The sequence below is a fragment of the Microbacterium wangyouchuni genome (assembly GCF_054072595.1).
On the sequence record NZ_JBSVRM010000002.1, the window covers coordinates 264,831 to 285,788 of the forward strand.

18 protein-coding genes are annotated in these 20,958 nt (G+C 63.7%); 13 read left to right on the forward strand and 5 right to left on the reverse strand.

Features of this window, described 5'->3' with window-relative positions; translation table 11 throughout:
- Positions 1-25 precede the first annotated feature (25 nt).
- Complete coding sequence (locus ACW5CM_RS04000) at positions 26-1,051, reverse strand: glycosyltransferase family 2 protein (protein WP_438253703.1); 1,026 nt, start codon at positions 1,049-1,051, stop codon at positions 26-28.
- 97 nt (positions 1,052-1,148) lie between these two features.
- On the opposite strand from ACW5CM_RS04000, the gene ACW5CM_RS04005 reads away from it, so the two are divergent.
- From ACW5CM_RS04005 to ACW5CM_RS04035, 7 genes are all read left to right on the forward strand, one after another.
- Positions 1,149-2,438, forward strand: a complete 1,290-nt coding sequence (locus tag ACW5CM_RS04005) for a CDP-glycerol glycerophosphotransferase family protein (RefSeq protein ID WP_439254895.1) — start codon at positions 1,149-1,151, stop codon at positions 2,436-2,438.
- Positions 2,439-2,497: 59 nt separating this feature from the next.
- Positions 2,498-3,778: a CDP-glycerol glycerophosphotransferase family protein gene (locus ACW5CM_RS04010; protein ID WP_457124241.1), complete on the forward strand. Its 1,281-nt coding sequence runs from the start codon at positions 2,498-2,500 to the stop codon at positions 3,776-3,778.
- A 17-nt stretch (positions 3,779-3,795) separates the two neighbouring features.
- Positions 3,796-4,560 carry a biotin--[acetyl-CoA-carboxylase] ligase gene (locus ACW5CM_RS04015; RefSeq protein WP_457124242.1) on the forward strand — a complete coding sequence of 255 codons (765 nt, stop codon included), beginning with the start codon at positions 3,796-3,798 and terminating at the stop codon, positions 4,558-4,560.
- A 77-nt stretch (positions 4,561-4,637) separates the two neighbouring features.
- Positions 4,638-5,192, forward strand: a complete 555-nt coding sequence (locus ACW5CM_RS04020; protein WP_457124243.1) for a PH domain-containing protein — start codon at positions 4,638-4,640, stop codon at positions 5,190-5,192.
- Between the two features lie 72 nt (positions 5,193-5,264).
- Complete coding sequence (locus tag ACW5CM_RS04025; RefSeq protein WP_457124244.1) at positions 5,265-6,383, forward strand: 5-(carboxyamino)imidazole ribonucleotide synthase; 1,119 nt, start codon at positions 5,265-5,267, stop codon at positions 6,381-6,383.
- 192 nt (positions 6,384-6,575) lie between these two features.
- Positions 6,576-7,043 carry a 5-(carboxyamino)imidazole ribonucleotide mutase gene (purE, locus tag ACW5CM_RS04030; protein ID WP_438253704.1) on the forward strand — a complete coding sequence of 156 codons (468 nt, stop codon included), beginning with the start codon at positions 6,576-6,578 and terminating at the stop codon, positions 7,041-7,043.
- Complete coding sequence (locus ACW5CM_RS04035; RefSeq protein ID WP_457124245.1) at positions 7,040-8,491, forward strand: LCP family protein; 1,452 nt, start codon at positions 7,040-7,042, stop codon at positions 8,489-8,491. The genes purE and ACW5CM_RS04035 overlap by 4 nt, the downstream gene beginning before the upstream one ends.
- A gap of 153 nt (positions 8,492-8,644) precedes the next feature.
- Here ACW5CM_RS04035 and ACW5CM_RS04040 read toward each other — a convergent pair whose 3' ends face one another.
- A complete protein-coding gene (locus ACW5CM_RS04040) occupies positions 8,645-9,259 on the reverse strand; it encodes a hypothetical protein (RefSeq protein ID WP_438253483.1) in 615 nt (204 codons plus the stop codon).
- Between the two features lie 149 nt (positions 9,260-9,408).
- On the reverse strand, positions 9,409-11,169 hold the full coding sequence (locus ACW5CM_RS04045; RefSeq protein WP_457124246.1) for a DUF4012 domain-containing protein: 1,761 nt from the start codon (positions 11,167-11,169) through the stop codon (positions 9,409-9,411).
- 66 nt (positions 11,170-11,235) lie between these two features.
- Between ACW5CM_RS04045 and ACW5CM_RS04050 the strand changes: the two genes are divergently transcribed.
- The 5 genes from ACW5CM_RS04050 (at position 11,236) to ACW5CM_RS04070 (ending at position 18,579) form a co-directional block, all read left to right on the forward strand.
- Positions 11,236-12,309, forward strand: a complete 1,074-nt coding sequence (locus tag ACW5CM_RS04050) for a glycosyltransferase (RefSeq protein WP_457124247.1) — start codon at positions 11,236-11,238, stop codon at positions 12,307-12,309.
- An 86-nt stretch (positions 12,310-12,395) separates the two neighbouring features.
- Positions 12,396-14,882 (forward strand): FG-GAP repeat domain-containing protein, encoded by a 2,487-nt coding sequence (locus ACW5CM_RS04055; RefSeq protein WP_457124248.1) that lies wholly within the window; start codon positions 12,396-12,398, stop codon positions 14,880-14,882.
- A 96-nt stretch (positions 14,883-14,978) separates the two neighbouring features.
- Positions 14,979-15,917 carry an ABC transporter permease gene (locus ACW5CM_RS04060; RefSeq protein WP_439254886.1) on the forward strand — a complete coding sequence of 313 codons (939 nt, stop codon included), beginning with the start codon at positions 14,979-14,981 and terminating at the stop codon, positions 15,915-15,917.
- 8 nt (positions 15,918-15,925) lie between these two features.
- Positions 15,926-16,651 (forward strand): ABC transporter ATP-binding protein, encoded by a 726-nt coding sequence (locus ACW5CM_RS04065; RefSeq protein WP_457124249.1) that lies wholly within the window; start codon positions 15,926-15,928, stop codon positions 16,649-16,651.
- Complete coding sequence (locus ACW5CM_RS04070; protein ID WP_457124250.1) at positions 16,648-18,579, forward strand: DUF6541 family protein; 1,932 nt, start codon at positions 16,648-16,650, stop codon at positions 18,577-18,579. Before ACW5CM_RS04065 ends, ACW5CM_RS04070 begins: the two co-directional genes overlap by 4 nt.
- On the opposite strand, the gene ACW5CM_RS04075 is transcribed toward ACW5CM_RS04070, so the two are convergent.
- Both ACW5CM_RS04075 and ACW5CM_RS04080 read right to left on the reverse strand, forming a co-directional pair.
- Positions 18,573-18,926, reverse strand: coding sequence for a DUF2304 domain-containing protein (locus ACW5CM_RS04075; RefSeq protein ID WP_438253490.1), 354 nt, complete (start codon positions 18,924-18,926; stop codon positions 18,573-18,575). The two genes, ACW5CM_RS04070 and ACW5CM_RS04075, sit on opposite strands and share 7 nt — an antisense overlap.
- A gap of 2 nt (positions 18,927-18,928) precedes the next feature.
- Positions 18,929-19,627 carry a glycosyltransferase family 2 protein gene (locus tag ACW5CM_RS04080; RefSeq protein WP_457124251.1) on the reverse strand — a complete coding sequence of 233 codons (699 nt, stop codon included), beginning with the start codon at positions 19,625-19,627 and terminating at the stop codon, positions 18,929-18,931.
- Positions 19,628-19,694: 67 nt separating this feature from the next.
- Between ACW5CM_RS04080 and ACW5CM_RS04085 the strand changes: the two genes are divergently transcribed.
- The gene (locus ACW5CM_RS04085; protein WP_457124252.1) at positions 19,695-20,879 is read left to right on the forward strand and encodes a glycosyltransferase family 4 protein; all 1,185 of its coding nucleotides are present in this window, start codon (positions 19,695-19,697) and stop codon (positions 20,877-20,879) included.
- Positions 20,880-20,958 lie beyond the last annotated feature (79 nt).

Here is a 20,958-nt window from a genome sequence, read left to right on the forward strand (position 1 = left end):
CGGCTGGGCCAGTCACTGGGCGGCGCTAGGGCAGCGGGGTGTTCTGCGTGCCGAGGCGCGATGCATCCACCGTGTCACGCGCGCCGCGCAGCACACCGGTGAGAAAACCGATGCCCCAGGAGAGGTGCATCGTCGGAAGCACAGCGAGAGTCCAGATGCGCTCGCGCAGACTGCGCTCGCCGCCAGGGCGCAGCGCCATGGCGAGTACCAGCAGCACGTACAGAGCCAGCGGAAGATAGACGATGGATGCCAGCAACGACAGGATGCCGGACACAACGCCGGTGAGCTGCAGCACTGCGACGACCAACGCCAGTGCAACGTTCAGTACCAGCGCCGGAGGCGCGAAGAACCGCAGTCCGTTGCTGCGGCCGAAGCGACGCACGAGCTCACCACGCCACGCACCGGTCGCCCGGAACTGGCGAGCCAGGCGCCACCAGCTTTCGCGCGGCCAGTAGGTCACCGAGAGCTTCGGGTCGAGCCACACTTTATGGCCGGCCTGGCGAATGCGCAGGTTCAGCTCCCAGTCCTCACCGCGGCGGATTGACTCGTCAAAGAGTCCCACCTCGTCGAGTACCGAGCGACGCATGACGCCAAGATAAGCGGATTCGGCTTCGCCCTCGTGTGCGGTGCCGTGGTAGGCGCCACCGCCCAGACCGACGGCGGAGTTGTAGGCTCGCGCCACCGATTTCTGGAACGGGGTGCGCCCGTCCGCACGCATGACACCGCCGACATTCGCTGCTCCCGTGCGCTCCAGCGTCGCGAGCGCCTCGCGGGCGTACCCGGGGGACAGCTCGGAATGGGCATCCACCCGCACGATCGTCGAATATCTGCTCGCCCTGATCGCTGCGTTGAGCCCAACGGGAATGTGCGCCGCGGCGTTATCGACCAAACGGATGCGATCGTCTGACTCGGCCAGTCGCTGCGCGAGCGCTGTTGTGCCATCGGTTGACGGACCGAGCGCCAAAACGAGTTCGGTCGGGCCCTCCAGATCCTGGCTCAGCACAGATCTGACGGCATGTTCGAGGTAGCTGCGCTCGTTCAGGACCGGCATGACAAACGACACACCGGTCACAGGTGTTGCCGAATCGTTCTCTACCACCCCCCGATCATGTCACGGAGACCCCACCATGCCTGCGTAGGCTGGACATGTGGGTGCTGTAAGAGATCTTCAGAAGTCCTTTCGCCTGCTGCGAAAGGCGCTAGCGTCACGGTCCGCCGTGCAGCGCGTTCGTCGTACCCTCGCGTCGCGCCCGCGGCATCCGGCAGGTCATTTCAAAATCGCGGTCTACTTCGCCGATGGCGCGGTGAACATGTACCAGATGCGTCAGTGGTACCGCCCGCTGGCTCAGCTCGCGCAGAAATGGCCCGTCGTCGTCTTGGCCCGCAACGCCACAGGCGCCGAGAAGCTGCTCGAAGAGGACGCGCCGCCGGTGGCATTCGTGCCGACCGTGCGTGACCTGGAGCGGTTCATCCGCAAACAGGACATTCGCATCGTGCTGTATGTGAATCAGAACATGCGCAACTTCCAGATGTTCCGCTACGGCCGGCGCTGGCATGTGTTCATCAACCACGGCGAGTCCGACAAGATGTACATGACCACGAACCAGTACAAGGCGTACGACTATGCGTTGGTTGCCGGTCAAGCTGCTCGTGATCGACTGTCGCGCACTCTCTGGGACTTCGACATCGACCGTCGCACGATCGAGATCGGCCGTCCCCAGGCAGATCACTACTCAGGAGTGCTTCCCTACACGCCGGATGAGCGCACCGTGGTGCTGTATGCGCCCACGTGGGAGGGCGACCGCCCGAGCGCGTACTACGGTTCCATCGCCAGTCACGGCGAAACACTCGTGAACGCTCTGTTGTCAACCGGATCGCATCGCGTGATCTACCGCCCGCACCCGCGCAGCGGAGTGGTCGACGCCGCCTATGGTGCGGCGCACCGCCGCATCATCGCAGCGATTGCGGCCGCTAATGCCCGTGATCCGCGGGCGCATCACGTGCACGACGACGGTCCCGAGCTCGGCTGGCAGCTCGCTGCCGCAGACGTAGCGATCGTCGATATCTCGGCGATGGTCTACGACCGGCTCGCAGCCGGGAAACCACTCATGATCACCCGCCCGCTGGATGTGCGTGCATCGATCGATACGGCCGGTTACCTTTCCGATTGCGAGTGGCTGACGGTGGATGCCGCGGCCGACATCGTCGCGGAAGTCGAACGCGTGCGAGCCGATGAAGAAGCGATCCTGAAGCTGCGGATGTGGGTTCAGCACTACTTCGGAGACACGTCCGCAGGAGTCGCGACTGAAAAGTTCCACGGCGCCATTGAGCAGCTCATGCAGAAATGGGATCAGTGGCACCAGGCCGAGATCGGTGTGGTCACGGTCGACGAGGACGATGACGACGAGGAAGAGAAAGAAGAAGAAATCGGCGCGTGAAGCGCGCTGCATTCCTCCTGTCTCAGCTTCGGCTAAGGATGCGCTCCTATCGTCGTCGGATGGGCTTTGTCTATGACGGGCGTAAAGCATTTCGCCTGCTGAAACGCGCACTGAACACCCGATCGGCGGCACGACGGGTGCGCCGGATGCTGGAGCACCATAACCCCGCCACGTTTCAGATCGCGGTCTATTTCGCCGATACCGACGTGAACATGTACCAGATCCGGCAGTGGTATCAGCCGCTGGCGGATATCGCTCGTCGCTGGCCGGTCGTCGTCTTGGCGCGCTCGCCGCTGGGCGCGCAGGCACTCATCGACGATGGGAAGCTGCCGGTCGCCTTCGTGCCGAAGATCCGTGACCTCGAGCGTTACATCGCCACGCAGGACATCAGGTTGGTGTTTTACGTGAACCAGAACACTCGCAACTTCCAGATGTTCCGCTACGGTCGGCGCTGGCACGTGTTCATCAACCATGGCGAGTCCGACAAGGTCTACATGGTCAGCAACCAGTTCAAGGCGTACGATTACGCGCTGATCGCGGGCCAGGCAGCGCATGATCGTCTATCGCGCACGCTGTGGGGCTACGACGTCGACAACAGGACCATCAGGATCGGACGCCCGCAGGCCGACTACTACCTCGCTCAGACTCCGTATCCGAGCGATGACCGCCAGGTCGTGTTGTATGCGCCCACCTGGGAAGGGGATCGCGCATCGATGAGCTACGGCTCGGTGATCACCCACGGAGAATGCTTGGTCGCTGAGCTGCTGCGCACGGGGGAGCATCGCCTGATCTACCGCCCGCATCCGCGTACCGGCGTGAACGATGCTGCCTATAAAGCCGCGAACGAGCGGATTATCGCGGCCATTGCCGCGGCGAATGGGAAGGATCCGTCTGCCCATCATCTGTACGACGACGGGCCGGATCTCGGCTGGCAGCTCGCCGCTGCCGACGTCGCGATCCTCGACATCTCGGCCATGATCTACGATCGCCTAGCGACCGGAAAACCGCTGCTGGTCACCCGCCCTGTTGACGAGCGCGCAACGGTCGACACGAGTGGGTATCTCGCTCAGTGCGAATGGCTGACAGCGGATGCCGCGGCCGACATCGTCGCAGAGGTTCAGCGAGTCGGCTCCGATGAGGTGGCGATGAACCGTCTGCGCACCTGGGTGCAGCACTATTTCGGCGACACCACGCAGGGGGTCGCGACGGCGAAGTTCCATGCCGCGGTTGAGCGGCTGATGGCGGAGTTGGACGAATATCTCCGCGCAGAGATCGGCGCGGCCGCCGCTGACGAGGACGACGATGACGAAGAAGCCAAAGAAGAGGAGCTCAACGGCTGAGCTCTAGAGTTGCTGCCATGGACTATCCGCGCACCGAAGCTGCTTCCGGACGGTTCGAGGTGCTCGAGCAATCGGCATCGACGAACCACGACATGCGCGAGCACGCGTCGGAAGCCTCGGGCTGGCCGCACCTTTCCGTGCTGCTGACCAAGAACCAGACGGCGGGCCGCGGGCGACTCGATCGCACCTGGATTGCTCCGCCGAATGCGGCGTTGGCGATCTCGGTGCTGCTGCGGGATCTGCCGGCATCGGCTGAGACGCTCGGCTGGATTCCGCTGGCTGCGGGCGTCGCGATGGCGGATGCGGTGACCGCGCAGCTGGCGGCGCACACCGTCGGCGTGAAGTGGCCCAACGACGTGCTCGTGGAGGGGCAGAAGATCTGCGGCATTCTGGCCGAGTCAACCGGGACCGCGGTCATCGTCGGTGCGGGCATCAACACCAGGATGACCGCTGAACAGCTGCCGGTGCCGACAGCGACGTCGTTCGCCGTGCTGGGGGCGAGCGTTGATGAGGATCTGCTGGCGGCTGATTTCGTGCGTCATCTGGGGGAGTTGCTGCGCGCGCTCGTCGCGGCCGATGACGCCGAGCTGAACGGTCTGCATAAAGCTGCGACTGAGCGCTGTCTCACGATCGGTCGGGCAGTGGATGTCCTGCTGCCGGGCGGCGATGTGCTGCAGGGGAAGGCGACGCGTCTGGCGTCTGATGGTCGCCTCGTGATCGTGGCCGACGGTGTCGAGCACCTGATTGCCGCGGGCGACGTGGTGCACGCGCGCTTGAGCTGAATGCATCGAATCGGACACGCGATCGGACACGCCGACTGCCGACACACGATGTCGGCGGTCACGGGCACAATGGATGCATGACTCAACCAGTGACTCTCGGCGGTAGGCCCCTGATGCCACCGCCCGGCGCGCCGGCTGAAGAGCTGCTCATCGTCCGCTTCCGCGGTCACGCCCGGCGACTGTTCTGGTCGGCGATTCTGCTGATCGCCGTGTTCGGCGCAACCGCCTACTTCTTCGAGAATTTGCCGGACGGATTCGAGAACTGGATGCTGTTCGCCGGTGCGGGAGCGCTGATCATCGTGGGCGTTCTGATTCCCTACGTGATCTGGGCCTCGCGTCAGTACACCGTCACTACCCGGCGGGTGATCGTCAGCCACGGTATCGGTGCGCGTCAGCGTCGAGAGATGTCGCACGTGCGCGGGTACACGATCGGGGTGCGTCGTGGCATCCTGCAGCGCATGTGGGGCGCGGGCACCATCACACTGTCAAACGGCGTCGACACACCGCTGCGCCTGGCAAACATTCCCAATGTCACCCTCGTGCACGAGGCACTCGCTGACCAGATCGAGGTCAACCAGATCCTGGCGCATCGCGATGCTCAGGCGATGTCCGATCCGGACTCCGCGCGGTAGCACCTGTCCGCATCATCTGGTGCGCAGCCTGGTCTGCATGCGGAACAATGGGAACTGACGAACGGAGACTCAATGACCCTGCGTGTTGGCGTGATCGGCGGCGGACAGCTGGCTCGAATGATGATCGCTCCCGCGGTCGAACTCGGCCTCGACATTCGCGTTCTCGCCGAAGCCGAGGGCATGTCCGCGCAGCTTGCCGCCTCCGCGGTGGGGGACTACCGCGATCTTGAGACGGTGCGTGCTTTCGCCAGCACGGTCGATGTCGTCACCTTCGACCACGAGCACGTGCCGCAAGCCGTGCTGCGGGCACTCGTCGACGATGGCGTTGCCGTGCACCCGGGGCCCGATGCGTTGCAATTCGCCCAGGACAAGCTCGTCATGCGTGAGAAGCTGGCCGAACTGGGGGTGCCGCAGCCGGATTGGGCCGCGGTGTCTGACAGCGCAGCGTTGCAGGCGTTCATCGATGATCACGGCGGCAAAGCCGTGGTGAAGACTCCGCGTGGTGGTTACGACGGCAAGGGCGTGCGCGTGGTGCGTAACGCGGACGAGGCCGCCGACTGGTTCCTCGACAGCGGAGATGCCCTGCTCGTGGAAGAGCTGGTGTCGTTCAGTCGCGAACTCGCGCAGCAGATCGCTCGGCGTCCGAGCGGACAGATGGTCGCATATCCCGTGGTGGAAACCGTGCAGCGAGACGGCGTCTGCGCCGAGGTGTTTGCTCCCGCACCGGGCGCTGGCGAGCGGCTGTCTCAGATGGCAGAGAGCATCGGACGGCAGATCGCAGAGGGCCTGGGCGTCACCGGTATGCTCGCCGTTGAACTTTTCGAGACCGACGACGAGCGCATTCTCGTCAACGAGCTGGCGATGCGGCCGCACAACAGCGGGCACTGGAGCCAAGACGGCGCCGTGACCGGGCAATTCGAGCAGCATCTGCGCGCCGTAGCCGATCTGCCGCTCGGAGACCCGACGCCACGCGCTGACTGGTCTGTGATGGTGAACATTCTCGGTGGACCAGCTCAAGGCGCCTTCGAGGACTGCTTTGATGCGGCCATGACGGAGCATCCGGACGCGAAGATCCACATCTACGGCAAGGCCGCCCGTCCCGGTCGCAAGGTCGGACACGTGAACACGACCGGCGACGACCTCGACGACGCCGTCTACACGGCTCGCGCCGCCGCCACCCACTTCGCCTAACCCCACCCACCCCCACTCACCAGCTTGCGAGTGGGCAATTGTGGCTCGATTTTCACGTCACGAGGAGCCACAACTACCCACTCGCAACGGGTAGAGGGCGCGTTGTTCAGGGGATCCTGGGGAACCAGACCGTAGCCTGGGGGAGTGACTGAGCCACTGCACTCCTCCGCTGTACCCGTTGTCGGCGTCGTGATGGGGTCTGACTCCGACTGGCGGATAATGAGCGACGCTTCACAGGCGCTGACCGAGTTCGGCATCGCCCACGAGGTTGAGGTCGTGTCCGCACACCGCACACCCGACAAACTCATGCAGTATGCGCGCGAGGCGCGTGGTCGCGGCATCCGGGTGATCATCGCCGGCGCTGGCGGCGCCGCCCATCTCCCCGGCATGCTGGCGTCGATGACGCCCCTTCCTGTCGTGGGTGTTCCGGTTCCGCTGGCCTACCTCGACGGGATGGACTCGCTGCTGTCGATCGTGCAGATGCCCGCGGGCATCCCAGTCGCCACGGTGTCTATCGGCGGCGCGCGCAATGCCGGCATTCTCGCCGCGCGCATTCTCGGAGCATCGGATGCCCGGATCGCCGATCGCGTCGAAGACTATGCCCGCACGCTCGAAGCTCAGGTGGCCGAGAAGAACGAACGGCTGAAGGACTCCCTGTGACACTCGCCGCGCCACGCGCGATGGGTCGTTCCGGGCATCCGCTGATCGAGACGCGCCCGCTCCGCAATCCGGATGCGTCCGATGCCGCCTTCATGGGGCGACGGGGCTGGTGGCTGATCGCGGTGAACGTGTTGGTACCGGGATCCGCGCAGATTCTCGCCGGCGGCAACCGCAAACTCGGGCGCATCGGACTGGCTGCCACGCTGTGGAGCTGGTTTCTCATCGTGCTTGCCGTGGTGGCGGCGATCTTCTGGCGCTCAGCGCTTATCACCGTCGCCACGAACTGGTTCGTCCTGACCGCGCTGCAGGTACTTCTGATCGCTTATGCGCTGCTGTGGGTTGTGCTCACCATCGATACGGTGCGGCTGGTGCGGCTGGTGAAAGTGCCGCCGATCTCGCGCTTCATGATTCCGATCACCGCGTTCATCATGGTGGGACTGCTCGGCGGTGGTGCCGGATATGCGGCCACTCTCGCTGGTTCCAGCCGTGGCGCGATCAACGACATCTTCGCGCAGAGCGGGCCGAGCGTTGAGCCCAGTAACGGGTATTACAACATTCTGCTGCTGGGCGCCGACAGCGGTGATGGTCGCGACTCTATGCGCTTCGACAGCCTCTCCGTGGTTTCCGTGAACGCCACAACCGGAGCGGTCACGATCGTCGGCATCCCGCGCGAACTCCCGCATGCGCCGTTCAGCGAGGGCAGCCCGATGCATGCGCTGTATCCGGACGGTTTCCATGGCCAAGAATCTTCGACCTGCGGCTGGAACGGGTGGATGAATCACGTCCGCTATGCGGCCGAGGTCTGTCGCGATGACGAGGGAACGGGGCTCTACCCTGACGCTGCCGCCCACGGATCGGCACCGGGGATCGAGGCGACCAAGGACGCAGCCGAGGGAATCCTCGGAATCGAGATTCCGTACTACATCTTCATCGACATGAACGGGTTCGCGAACATGATCGACGCGCTCGGCGGTGTAGAGATCAATGTCACCAAGCGTCTTCCCAAGGGCGGACCGCCCGAGGGCTGGACCGGCAACGACGTCAACGAATGGGCGATCGGCTGGATCGAGCCCGGCCAGCAACTCATGAACGGTGATACCGCCCAGTGGTACGCGCGTTCGCGCTACACGACCGACGACTGGGATCGGATGGAGCGTCAGCGGGAGCTGCAGGTGGCGATGCTCAATCAGTTCACGCCGCAGAATATCCTCACGCGATTCAACGAGATCGCAGCCGCCGGAACCGTTCTTGTCGACACCGATCTGCCGAGGGACAAGCTCTCGGAGTTCTTCGACCTGATGGTGAAAGCGAAGGATCAGGAAGTCACGTCGATCGAACTCGTGCCGAAGCACGGCGTCGACGAGTTCAACCCCGACTACCCCTATATCCGCGACCTCGTCCAGCAGACGCTGCATCCGCCGACACCGACTCCGGCACCGGAGCCGTAAGCCGGCACACCAATGGCCCGCTGCTGGACACCCCACGTCTGTGGTGTCCAACAGCGGGCCTTCCGGTGCGTACCGGACTGCACCGGACGACGACAGTCGGAGGGGGAGGGACCGCCGCCGCCCGGCGAGCGACCACCGCGGAGAGCGGTTGACCTAGGCGCGCTTGCGGCGTGCGATGCCCGCCACAGTGAGCGCAGTTCCCGCAGCAAGCGCGGCAGCGCCTCCGGCGAGAATCCACGGCGATGCTCCGCCGCCGGTGAGAGCGAGCTCCATGCCGCCCCCAGTTAGCGGCAGTTCCGTGCCGCCCCCAGTCAGCGGCAGTTCCGTGCCGGATGCTGCGACCTGAGGGTCGTGATCGCAGCTCACAGCGGCGTCATGCCCCTGCGAAACTGTGATCAACGCCGTATACGAGCGCGTTCCATCGAAGGCCAGTGCATACGAGCCGTGACCATCTGCCGGTGGCCGGAATGAAAGCACCATTCCACCGTCCGCGTTCGCGACGTTGCCCGAGTAGGAAGCCGCAGCAGCGTTAAAGCCGGACACCCCGATCGCGACCTGCTCGCCGTCAGCGAAATACCCCGAACCGAACACGACCGTCGAAACCTCGCACACGTCGATGACCGGAGAGTCAACGGCGACGCCTGGAGGATCGACGTACGATCCGGATGCGAACGGCGCGACCTCGGTCGGCGCAGCAGAGGCGACAGCGGGTGCACAAAGCACCAGCGCGCCAGCGGTCAGGCTGATGACAGCCAGTTTTTTCAGCATGATTCTCCCCCAGAGAGATACACGCGGAATCACACCCGAACACACCCCTGCGTTCGACTGCGTGGGCCCTTCTTGCCCCCACGGCAAGATGGTAGAGCCCAATATTCCCCAGTGATGCTGACACTAGCTCATTCAGAGTCGATTTGTCACTAACCGCAGACCAATTCGGTTCGGCCAATGTTCGGATCCTCGATCAGCGGCGTGTGCTGCACGCGTGTGAGGCGGTCACCGGCACCCGGGCCGTCGAAGGAAACCGTGATCGTGGTCGATTCGCCCGGGGCCAGCAGAACATCGTGCTGAACGACGCTGCGTGTATCGAGCATGGTCGTCTGCACACTGTCTTCATCGCCATCGCGATCGACTGCTCGCACGTTCGCGCCTTCCGGGCCATAGACGGCGATGAGTGTGCGTACGTCGCCGGGATCCACGCCGTAGTGGCCGCCTGCTGTCACATACTCTGGCAGCGATTCGGCGGCATCCACCGGGGCGGTGTTACGCCAGGTGACCGTGACCTGGGTGATCGGTTCGCCGCGGCAGACGCCGACCGCGGTGCTGATCTCAGCGCGGGTGTAGAAGTCCATCTTGCCGCCGGTGGCGTCATTGAAGAGCACTCCCACATAGGGCCCGCGTTCCCCATCGACGGGCAGCGCACCGCCGAGCGTGGATGCGGCGAGGCGCTTTTCCTCGTCGGGATGCGCACTCCAGATGCGGATCCGATCGGCATCAGCGGAAGCTGCCAGCGCGCTGATGAGCTGCTGCGGCTCTCCGCTGGTCAATGCGGCGGAGAACAGGGCGTTGGCAGCCCCGGCGAAAACCGCATCCTGTTCGACCGGATCGGGGAAGGTCGCGTAGATCTCCGACAACAGAATCGGCACGATCGTCTCTGACGTCGCCGTGAACGGGCCGAAGGTGAGATCGCCGGTGGCTGCGACCAGATGCTTGGCCACGATCGCGTCGATGGCGATCACTCCGTCGACGACATCACCGAATCGCTGCTCCCAGCGCAGCGCGAGGGTCGCGCCGGCCTCGGTGAAATCCGGGATGCTGGTGATGTTCTGCATGTACCGGCCCGGCCGGTCTTCGAACAGCGCAACGGTGGAATCGCTCAGCGGCAGCGGCTCATCCAGCGGAGGGAAATCTCTCGTGGATGCCTGGCGCACGATGCTGATGCTGCCGTTGTCTGCCCGCAGCAGGGCGAGTGAGCCGACGATACCGCCACTCGAGCGAAGTTCGGCGTTGTTCTGCATTGCGACGACGTACGTGCGAGGACCGTCGACGCCGAGCATCGGTGGCAGGAGAACAGAGGCACCGTGCAGCGCACCGACGACGGTGGCGGCCTCAGCGACGACATCGCGCATCTTGTGGACCGCGTCGGCGAGCGGCTCGAGCGTGGCATCGGCATCGATGTGCTGTGCACGCAGGTCAGCTTCGCTGAGCGTCGCGCTGGCTGCGGCAAGAGGATTCTGAACCTCAGCGAACGGCGCCAGATCGAGCGTTGATCCGGTGAACCCGAAGCTGGCCAGATCCATGTCGGCTGCGACCTCGAGAACCGGCGCCACCGCGTCGGCAGCCACATCGTCCGCGATGTGCGCGACTTCACGCACAGCTGTGAAGTTGGCACCCAGCCAGGGAATGAACTCGAATCCGCGCCAGATGAAGTCAGAGGTGAGGCTGTGCGCGTTCGCGGCGTGTTCTGCAACGCGTGGGGCGATGCGCTCGGCTTTGGTGAGGTCGCCCTCGGCGATCGCGGTGCGCATCTGAGAGGCCGAAGTCTCGACGCCCTGCAATTCGCTGACCGCGCTCGCGCCGCGGATCACGACCCATCCGACGGCGAACACACTGAGCGCCGCAATGACGCCGATGGTCCATCCCACCCAACGTCGTCGTACTGGTAGCCGTCCGTCGCTCACCTGAGCATTCAAGCACGACCGGCGTCGGTGGCGGGTTTTCTCATGCGCCACCGTTACTCTTTGGATATGGGAGCCCAGTTGCGCCTCGTTCTCGACCAGATTGCGCAGGTCGTCGATTCTGATCAGGCCGGAGCCGCCCGCGATCTCGCCGTGGGGCTCATCGCCACAGCTCCCGCCGGATGCACTGTGGAAGCGATCGTCCCCGCTGGCGGAACAATCGAGATCGCAGGACTCGCCGGGGTACGGGCACTGCCGCTGGCTCGTCGTGAGCTTGCCGGATCCTGGCAACTGGGAATCGCTCCGGGCGTCGGCGGCGGTCTCATTCATGCCCCGACGCTGATGGCACCGCTGATCAAGCATGACCGCCTACACAACCACGATCAGACCGCGGTGACTGTCTGGGATCTGAACGCCTGGGAAGCTCCGCAGACCATGTCCAAGACGGCCGTGGCGTGGCAACGCGGGATGCTTCGTCGAGCAGTCAGGCACGCCGATGTGGTTGTTGTGCCCTCACATGCGATGGTCGACCGGATCGGCGCTCTGGCGAAGCTCGGGGACCGCGTTCGAGTGATCGCGGGCGCGCCGCCGGAAAATTTTGCTGCCGTGCGCGACGTTGCCGCGCGACGCAAAGAACTGTTGCTGCCCGAGAAGTATGTCGTCCTCACCGGCACAGCCGAGGAACTCGAGCACGGGTTCCGTGCCGCTGCCGCCGCTGATCTGCATGCCGTGGTTCTTGACGCGCCGGAGGGTTCGGAACCGCGTCTGGTCGAGCATGCTTCAGCGGCCGGTCTTCCGGAGCAGCGTGCGCACGTGCGCGGTGTGCTTTCGCGGCAAGACCGTGCGGTCGTGCTGGGCGGGGCATCCGCATTCGTTGCCGCGAGCACGCTTTCGGCATGGCCCTGGCGTGCGATGGAAGCGATGGCGATGAGCGTGCCGATCGTCGCGGTCGACACTGAGGTGCACCGCGACGCGATTTCTGAGGGTGGCGCGTTGGTCGCGGCGACGGATGTGACCGAGGCCGTGATGGATGCTGTCGGCGCCGGCGCGAAGCGCCTCGGGGTGCTGGCGGGGGATAGGGCACGGGCCTTCTCCTGGGCGAGTTCGGCCGAGCGCGTATGGTCGCTGCACGCTGACCTGTGACGTCGAATTTGGGCGACATGCCGGGGTCTGCGCGCATTCGTCGTGTCGGACGCGGATAATCTCATAACTTCCGTCACACTGGTCACATGTCTCGACGCGCCCTTCGCTCTCGAAACGTGCTCCGGATCACCCGCTTCCTCACCGTCCTCGTCGCTGTCACCGCCGTCGTGGTCGGCACTGTGGCGCCGGTGTCGGTTGCGACAGCATCCGCTTCACAGAGCACGCCGACCAGTCTCTCCCGCACGTCGGTCGACGCGACCCAGCTCCGGGTCGTCAAAACGACCCTCGACGGGTTCACGCCGGGCAACCTCATCAGCGATGCCGTGTTCACGAACAAGAACACGATGACCGAGGCGCAGATCCAGAGCTTCTTCAAAGGCAAAGTGGCGAACTGCCGCTCCGGGTACACCTGCCTGAAGGACTTCAAGATCAACTCGGTGACGCGTCCTGCTGACGCGTACTGCAAGGGCTACAAGGGGCAGAACAACGAGAGTGCGGCCCGCATCATCTACCGCGTCTCGCAGAGCTGCAACATCAATCCGCATGTGCTGATCGTGATGCTCCAGAAGGAGCAGGGGCTGATCACCCACACCTGGCCCAGCCAGTGGCGCTATGACATGGCGCTCGGACAGGGATGCCCGGACACCGCGCCTTGCGATCCGAACTTTGTCGGCTTCTTCCACCAGATCTACGGCGCGGCCCGCCAGATGCAGATCTACATGGAGGGCAAGTGGTTCCAGTGGTATGCGCCGGGCAAGACCTGGAACATCCAGTACCACCCGAATCGCGCCTGCGGAACGTCGCCGGTCTATATCGCCAACAAGGCGACCGCTGCGCTGTACTACTACACGCCCTACCAGCCCAACGCCGCGGCTTTGAAGGCCGGACGCGGCACCGGTGACTCGTGCTCGAGCTACGGCAACCGCAACTTCTACAACTTTTTCACCGACTGGTTCGGCTCGACGCAGACCATCACGAAGCCCAAGCCGAAACCGACTCCGAAGCCGGAAACCCCGAAGCCGAATCCGGCGACCAAGGTCACGTCGATGGATACGAACCCGTTGGCGATCGCGCTCGGGTCAAACGGCACGGCATGGGCATACCCCTACGCAAAGGGTAAATGGGGTGCGAAGACGCAGATCGCGACCGGTCTGAACGGCATCAAGAAGCTCATCGGCATCGCTGACCTCGATGGCGATGGTCATCGCGACCTGCTTGCTGTGACCAAGTCCGGACAGTTCTCCGTGCTCTACGGAAACGGATCGACCACTTACGGCAAGCCGGTTTCTCTCTCCGGCGTCGGAAACGGTGCGCGTCTCACGACCGGCGCCGGCGATTTCGACGGCGATGGCGTTCCCGACTTCTTCACCACGAACTCTGCGCACGATCTCTTGCTCTGGCGCGGGAACGGCTTCGGATCATTCCACGCTCCGATCAAGGTCGGCCGCGGCTGGGGCGCGATGAACATGATCAGCGGCGGCGCTGATCTGTCGGGTGACGGCAAAGTTGATCTCGTCGCACGCGACAAGAACGGCCGGCTATGGCTGTACCTGGGCAACGGCTCGGGTGGATGGAGCGGCAGCTTCCAGATCGGCCACGGCTGGGGATCCTTCGGCGACATCATCAACATCGGCGATTTCACTGGCGATGGCAAGGGCGATCTGATCGGCATCGCAGCCAACGGCGACAGCCTGCTCTACCGGGGCGCTGGCGGTGGCAAGCTGGGCGCATCCTCCAAGGTCGGAAACGGGTGGGGCTCGCTCGCCATCGCACCAGGCGGCAGCGCGGTGAAATCCGAGCGCGTTCTTCCCAGCGGAGTCGGCAACCTCGACGGCGCGGGAGGCAACGACGTCATCGCCGTGTCAGGAGCGAGCCAGCTTCTTCTGTACCCCGGCACCGGTCGAGGCGGCTGGGGCGCCAAGAAAGTACTTGGAACTGGTGGGTGGAAGGCAGAAGACCGGATGTTCCCGGTCGGAGACTTCAACGGCGATGGCATCGTCGATCTTGCCCGCGTCGACGGAAGCGGGAACTTCCGACTGCTACGCGGAAAATGGGGAGGCACCTTCCAACAGTCGATCGTGATCGGCCAGGGGTGGTCATCCATGACGATCATCGCCGCCGGGATCGATTATGACGGGGATCACCATCCCGACGTCCTCGCGAAGGCGAAGAACGGCGATCTACTGCTGTACCGGGGCAATGGAAGTGGTGGCTGGATCGGTGGTTCGACCAAAATCGGCCACGATTGGTCGAAGATCAATGGGGGCTTCTACGCCGGGGACTTCAACGGCGACGGCAATGGCGATGTCATCGCGCGTGCAACAGACGGCACGCTGTGGATCTATCCCACCAACGGCGCTGGCGGGTGGGGCGCTGCCCGGCAGATCGGTCATGGCTGGAGCAACATGACTGGCATCTTCAGCCCTGGTGACTTCGATGGAGACGGCAAGGTTGATGTGCTGGCGCGCACGAAGGACGGTCTGCTCTATCTCTACCGAGGAAACGGTTCCGGCGGCTGGTTGTCCAGCGCCCAGATCGGCAATGGGTGGAACGGCATCCGTTCGATGGGGTGATTGCGTTGACAGTTCGCTGTCGGCGTCGTCACGGCATCGTGGCGTAAGCTAATCGAGTTTGTGATGACGGCTGTCATCCCCGAGTGAGCAGGGCCAGTGACTGATACCCGAGATCTTTTCGCCGACGTCCCGCGTTCCGAGTTCGAAACCCCCGGCAAGAGCCGCGGGCTGATCGATATCGTGCGCTGGCGCTATTTGCTGAGCCTGCTCGTGCGCACGGGTGTGACGACACGCTACCGAAACTCCGTGCTGGGGTGGACCTGGTCGTACGTGCGACCGGCCGCCCAGTTCCTGGTGTTCTGGGTCGTCCTCGGCATCTTCATGAACCTTGACCGCAACATCCCGAACTACGCGGTCTACCTGTTCTCCGGCATCGTCGTGATCAACCTGTTCTCGGAGGGGTTCAAGAACGCGACGACGTCGATCGTCGGCAATGCGCCCTTGGTGCGCAAGGTCTTCCTGCCCCGCCAGCTGTTCGCTGTCTCCGCGGTCATCGTCTCGTTCGTGCACTTCCTGCCGCAGGTCGGTCTCCTTCTGATCGTGTGCCTGCTCATGGGTTGGGTCATGCACTTCTCGGTGCTGGCGATCCTGGCGATGCTCGCGGCCATGATCATCGTGATGCTGTTCTCGCTGGGACTCGGGCTGCTGTTCGGCGCGATCAACGTCCGCTACCGCGATGCGGAAAACATCGTCGAGCTGATGCTGCTGCTCGCCACCTGGACGTCGCCCGTGTTGTACTCCTGGACGATGGTGCAGGATGCTGTCGTCGGCAAGCTGCACTGGCCGTCGTGGCTGGTGGATATCTACATGCTGAACCCGATCACGCAGAGTGTGGAGCTGTTCCACTACGCCTTCTGGCGTCCTGCCACCGAGGGCATCGTCGCCGCAGCGGATTACTCCGGGTTCCAGATGATGGATCTGCCTCCCGGCCTGGCCTGGAACACCCTGTGGACGTTCCTCATCGCGCTGGGAACACTTCTGCTCGGCCAGCTGGTGTTCCGTCGCCTCGAAGGAAGATTTGCACAGGACCTATGAGCGAGCAGATGACGACCAAGCCCAGCATCATCATCGATGGTGTCAAGAAGCGCTTCACACTGAACCACGCCTTCTCGCTGAAGGACACGGTGGTCTCGTGGATCAAGCGACGCCAGCTCACCAGCCAGTTCGAAGCTCTCAAGGGCGTCGACCTGGTGATCGGCCAGGGGGAGTCTGTGGCCATCCTGGGTCTGAACGGCTCGGGGAAATCGACGCTCCTCAAACTGGTCTCCGGCGTCATGGAGCCGGATGACGGTCAGGTTCTCACCCGTGGTCGCGTCGCCGGTCTGATCGAAGTCGGTGCAGGGTTTCACCCTGAGCTCTCCGGACGCGAGAACGTGTTCTTGAACGCTGCGATCCTCGGCATGCAGAAGCATGAGATCGAGGCGCGCTATGACGAGATCGTCGCGTTCAGCGAGATCGAGCAGTTCATCGATCAGGAGGTCAAGCACTACTCCTCGGGTATGTTCATGCGCCTGGCCTTCTCGGTCGCGATCCATGTCGAGCTCGATGTGCTGCTCGTGGATGAGATCCTCTCCGTTGGCGATGCACCCTTCCGCGAGAAATGCCGCCTGAAGTTCGAAGAGCTCATCGATCGAGGCAAGACTCTGGTGGTCGTCAGTCACGACATGGAGATGGTGCGCGACCTGTGCGGTCGAGGCGTGGTGATCAATAAGGGCGAGGTCATCTACGACGGCGAGATTGAAGGCGCCATCAAACTGGTGGACAAATGATCCTCGAGTGGCTCGGCGCCGCCCCCGTAATTCTGGTGGCGGTCCTCGTCGTTTTTCTGCCTGGCATGCTGTCATTGGCGGCGGCGGGAATGCGGGGCCTCGCGCTGGTGGCGTTCGCCCCGGTGATGACGACCGCAGTCGCCTCTCTTGCGGCTATCGCGCTCAGCCTCTTGGGCATCGCCTGGTCGGCGTGGAGTTTTGCGATCGTCATCGTGCTCATCACAGCCATCGCCTGGTTCGTAGGAAGGCTGCTTCCGCTTCGCGGTCAGCAGACGCAGGCATCTACACCGCATGCCTGGATGCTTCCGACAGGGCTGGCGATCGGCATGCTGATCAGCTTCAGCCGCATCGCGTTCTACATCTCTGACCCGGCCGCGATCTCACAGACCAACGACGCCGTGTTCCACCTGAACGCGCTGCGGTACGTCCAAGAAACCGGTTCCGCGTCGGCGTTTGATCTGAATGCCTTCATTGGCGCCTCGGGCTTCTATCCGGCCGCGTGGCATGCGCTGGCCTCACAGGTGGCGCTCGTCACCGGCGCCGGCATCCCGGTGGTCGTCAACGCTGTGACTATTGTGATCGCGGCTGTGGTGTGGCCTCTGGGCATGGCGTGGCTCGCCCGAACTGTCAGCGGATCTACGACTGTCGCTGCTTACGCTGCGGTTCTCTCCAGCGCGATGCAGCTGTTCCCGCTGCTGCTCGTCCAATGGGGCGTGCTCTACCCCAACGCTCTTTCAGTGGCGCTCATTCCAGCATCCGTCGCTGTCGTCGTGTCGTTGCCATCGTGGTCGCGCGCAGCCAGACCCGCTGGCTCGATCGCGCAGGCAGGCATCTTCATCGCGATCGCACTGTGCGCGCTGGTGTTCGCGCAGACCTCGTCAGTGCTCGTTTTCGGGCTGATCAGCATGATCTGGTTCAGCTGGTGGATGTTGGCGCAAACGAACCGGTCCATGCTTGTGCGCTGGATCGCCGTGATCGCAGGATGGCTGATACTTGCCGCTGTCTGGGTCGCCTTCTCACGGAGCACAGGAGGATCGCACTGGCCACCTTTCCGGGGCAAATTCGAGGTCTGGTTCGACATCGTCTTCAACAGTCAGTTGCGCATCCCTGCCGCCTGGGGGATCAGCGTGTTGATGCTCATCGGGCTGGTGGTAGTGGCGCTCCGCGCACGCCAGCGATGGCTGGTTGCTGCATGGCTGGCACTATCCGCGCTCTACGTGCTCGCAGCAACTTTCGGAATCGCCATTGTGCGGGATGGGCTTCTGGGGCCCTGGTATGCCGACCCGTACCGCATCGCGGCGCTCGCGCCCATCGCGGTGATACCGCTGGCAGCCGTCGGCTTCGATGCGATCGTGCGCGCAGTCATCGGACGTGTGCGCAACAAGAAATCTTCGGCTACGGCAATCATTGCTGCGAGCTTGGCGATCCTCTCCCTGGCCACTGTCGTCGTCGTTGCGGTCCGTCCCGTCGGGATGCCCGATGTGATCATGAACAAGTTCGAGGAAGAGTCGCTCTACCGAGAATCCGCAACGAGCTATCTCAGCTTCGACGAACGCAAGCTGCTGGAGTCACTTGACCGGTTCGTCGATGATGATGCCACGGTGATCGGGAACCCGAGTACGGGACTTGCCTTCGGATACTTCCTCAGCGGGGTCGACGTCTTCCCGCGTACGTGGTCACCGCCGATGACGGCTCAGTGGCAGCAAATCGCCACAGGCCTGCGTGACGTTGCCGCAGACCCCGCGATCTGCGAGGCACTGGCGGCGTACTCGAACCCGGAGTACGTTCTTGATTTCGGCCTCGGCGAGACCTATGCGGGTCGCTACGAGGTGCCGGGCATGACTGGTTTTGCAGGCCAGGAAGGCTTCGAACTCATCACCGAGGTCGGTGATGCGTCGCTATGGCGCATCACCGCATGCAGTCACTGACCTTTCATGCTGTTGCGCTCGTCGGCTTCGGCCTCGAGCAGCGCGATCTTGCGCGCCAGCAGGGTGAGCTGGCGCTGCAGCACGGCATTGCGGCGGAACTGCGTGTAGACGAACGCGAGAAAGACGATGACAAGACTGTAGAGCACGAGGTCCGTGCCTCGTCCGACGCCGATCAGCTGTGCGAGCCAGGTGATCCACTGCGGGAACAGTACTGACAGCACTGCGCCGAGGACGAAGAATCCCATCAACAGTCGCCGGATTGCAAGATGGCTGTCTGCGCCGGTGCGACGCATCATGAACACGGCGAGCACGATAATCGCCGCGATGAGCAGAATCTGGATCCACATGATCACTTCACCACCAGGTCGACGAGGATGTTGACGGCATTGAGCACGCTCTGCCCCTTGGCTTTGGAATAGTCGGTGTAGAGCAGTTCGACCGGATATTCGCGCCAGGGGAGCTTCGTGCGCCCCAACTCCAGCACGATCTCAGTCGCGTGTGCCATTCGATCCTGCTTCAACTCGATGAGCCCCGCTGCATCGCTTCGCATGACCCGCAGTCCGTTGTGTGCATCGGTGAGCTTCAGGCTGGTCGTCATATTCGACACCCAGACTGCGGTCTTCAGCACGATTCGCTTGACGAGTCCTGGATCGGTGCGGTCGTCGAGGAAGCGTGACCCGAAGATGATGGCGAGGTCCTCATCACGGGCGAGCGCGACCATCGCGAGGGCATCCTCGATGCGGTGCTGGCCGTCTGCGTCGAAAGTCACGATGTATTCGCAAGACGGATGCGAGAGCGCGTAGGTGATTCCGGTCTGCAGCGAGGCCCCCTGGCCGAGATTGACCGGATGCTGTACGACCGCCGCTCCGGCACGCCGAGCGACCTCGGCCGAGCCGTCAGTCGAACCGTCATCGACGCAGACGACATGAACGAAGTGCTCGAGCAGATTCTCGATGACACCGCCGACGACAGAAGCCTCGTTGTACAACGGGATGACGACCCAAGCATTCGGATCCGGGGCGGAGGATGCCGGGTAGCGCAAAGACATGAAACCATTGTGTCAGGTGTCGGCCTCATGCTTGCTCGGAAGCCCGACCGATCAGATCTGGAGACTCATGCGCGAACGACGCCCGACAGTGGCGATCACGACCCGGCTCTACCTGCCGGAAGTGACGGCGGCGAGCTTCCGGATGCACGCACTCGCCGACTCACTGTGTTCGGATCACGATGTGACCGTGTTAACCAGCCGGCCGCCGACCGGGATCGCTGACTCAGGCATGCTCCACGACTCGCCGGTGACAGTGCGCAGAGCTCCGGTGCTGCGTGATCGCACGGGGGCGATCCGTGGCTACGTGCAGTACATGTCGTTCGACATTCCTGCCTTCTTCCGCGTGCTGGCCACCCGCGCTGACGTCATCGTCGCCGAAGCGCCGCCCACGACAGGCCTGATCTGTCTCGTGGCAAGCTGGTTCAAGCGCAAGCCGCTGGTGTACTACCCGGGAGATGTCTGGACCGATGGGGTGATCGCGATGGGCGCCGCGAAGCCGGTGATCGCCGTGATGCGATGGCTGGAGACGCGGGTCCTGCGCGGCGCGCGGAGCATCCTGTCGGTGTCCGCCGAGGTGACCGAGCGACTGACAGCGCTGGGCGCAGATCCGTCTCGGATCCTTGAGGTCGGCAATGGGATCGACACCCGGGTCTTCAACGCCGCTGTCGAACCGCAGCGAACCGAGCGGCCGTACTTCGTGTACACGGGCACGATGTCGGAATGGCAGCAGCCTGACATCTTCATTCGCGCGCTCGCGAACCTCGAATTCGATGTCGACATCCGCTTCTTCGGCCAGGGGGCGGCTGAAGCACAGCTGCGGGAGTTGGCAGCACAGATTGCTCCGGGGCGCGTGCACTTCGGTGGCGTTGTCAGCCCAGCCGAGTCCGCGAGCTGGATTCGCGGTGCGGACGGGGCGCTGGTGAGCATCGTTCCCGGTATCGGTTACGACTTCGCCCGGCCAACCAAGACGTATGCCGCCGGAGCGTGCGGAACTCCCGTGCTCTTCGCCGGGGCGGAGACAGGCGGACAGGTCGTGCGAGACGGCGACCTGGGCGAAGCCGTTGGGTTTGAAGCGCAAGAGGTGGCTGCAGCGATGACGCGTCTGCACCAGCAAGCGCAGAATGGCCGAACCGATCAGCGTCGCCACGCGCGTTCTGAATGGATCACGCAGCACTATTCGCTGGCAGCAGCGGGCGAGAGAGCCGCTGACGGTGTGCGAAGCGCCCTGATCGCGACAGCCCGCACCGACTGAGCGGTGATTCAGAGACCCAGCGATAGACTGGGTGACCGTCGAACATCCGCGATGTGCGGTGTCGGCACAAGGAGCGCCC

Excerpts from the sequence above, each read along its gene's own strand:
- purE (WP_438253704.1), top strand. The coding sequence starts at position 6,576 with ATGGGGTCTGACTCCGACTGGCGGATAATGAGCGACGCTTCACAGGCG.
- ACW5CM_RS04055 (WP_457124248.1), top strand. The coding sequence starts at position 12,396 with ATGTCTCGACGCGCCCTTCGCTCTCGAAACGTGCTCCGGATCACCCGC.
- ACW5CM_RS04010 (WP_457124241.1), top strand. The coding sequence starts at position 2,498 with ATGGGCTTTGTCTATGACGGGCGTAAAGCATTTCGCCTGCTGAAACGC.
- ACW5CM_RS04040 (WP_438253483.1), bottom strand. The coding sequence starts at position 9,259 with ATGCTGAAAAAACTGGCTGTCATCAGCCTGACCGCTGGCGCGCTGGTG.
- ACW5CM_RS04050 (WP_457124247.1), top strand. The coding sequence starts at position 11,236 with ATGGGAGCCCAGTTGCGCCTCGTTCTCGACCAGATTGCGCAGGTCGTC.
- ACW5CM_RS04070 (WP_457124250.1), top strand. The coding sequence starts at position 16,648 with ATGATCCTCGAGTGGCTCGGCGCCGCCCCCGTAATTCTGGTGGCGGTC.
- ACW5CM_RS04015 (WP_457124242.1), top strand. The coding sequence starts at position 3,796 with ATGGACTATCCGCGCACCGAAGCTGCTTCCGGACGGTTCGAGGTGCTC.
- ACW5CM_RS04085 (WP_457124252.1), top strand. The coding sequence starts at position 19,695 with ATGCGCGAACGACGCCCGACAGTGGCGATCACGACCCGGCTCTACCTG.
- ACW5CM_RS04075 (WP_438253490.1), bottom strand. The coding sequence starts at position 18,926 with ATGTGGATCCAGATTCTGCTCATCGCGGCGATTATCGTGCTCGCCGTG.
- ACW5CM_RS04000 (WP_438253703.1), bottom strand. The coding sequence starts at position 1,051 with ATGCCGGTCCTGAACGAGCGCAGCTACCTCGAACATGCCGTCAGATCT.
- ACW5CM_RS04025 (WP_457124244.1), top strand. The coding sequence starts at position 5,265 with ATGACCCTGCGTGTTGGCGTGATCGGCGGCGGACAGCTGGCTCGAATG.
- ACW5CM_RS04065 (WP_457124249.1), top strand. The coding sequence starts at position 15,926 with ATGACGACCAAGCCCAGCATCATCATCGATGGTGTCAAGAAGCGCTTC.
- ACW5CM_RS04020 (WP_457124243.1), top strand. The coding sequence starts at position 4,638 with ATGACTCAACCAGTGACTCTCGGCGGTAGGCCCCTGATGCCACCGCCC.
- ACW5CM_RS04080 (WP_457124251.1), bottom strand. The coding sequence starts at position 19,627 with ATGTCTTTGCGCTACCCGGCATCCTCCGCCCCGGATCCGAATGCTTGG.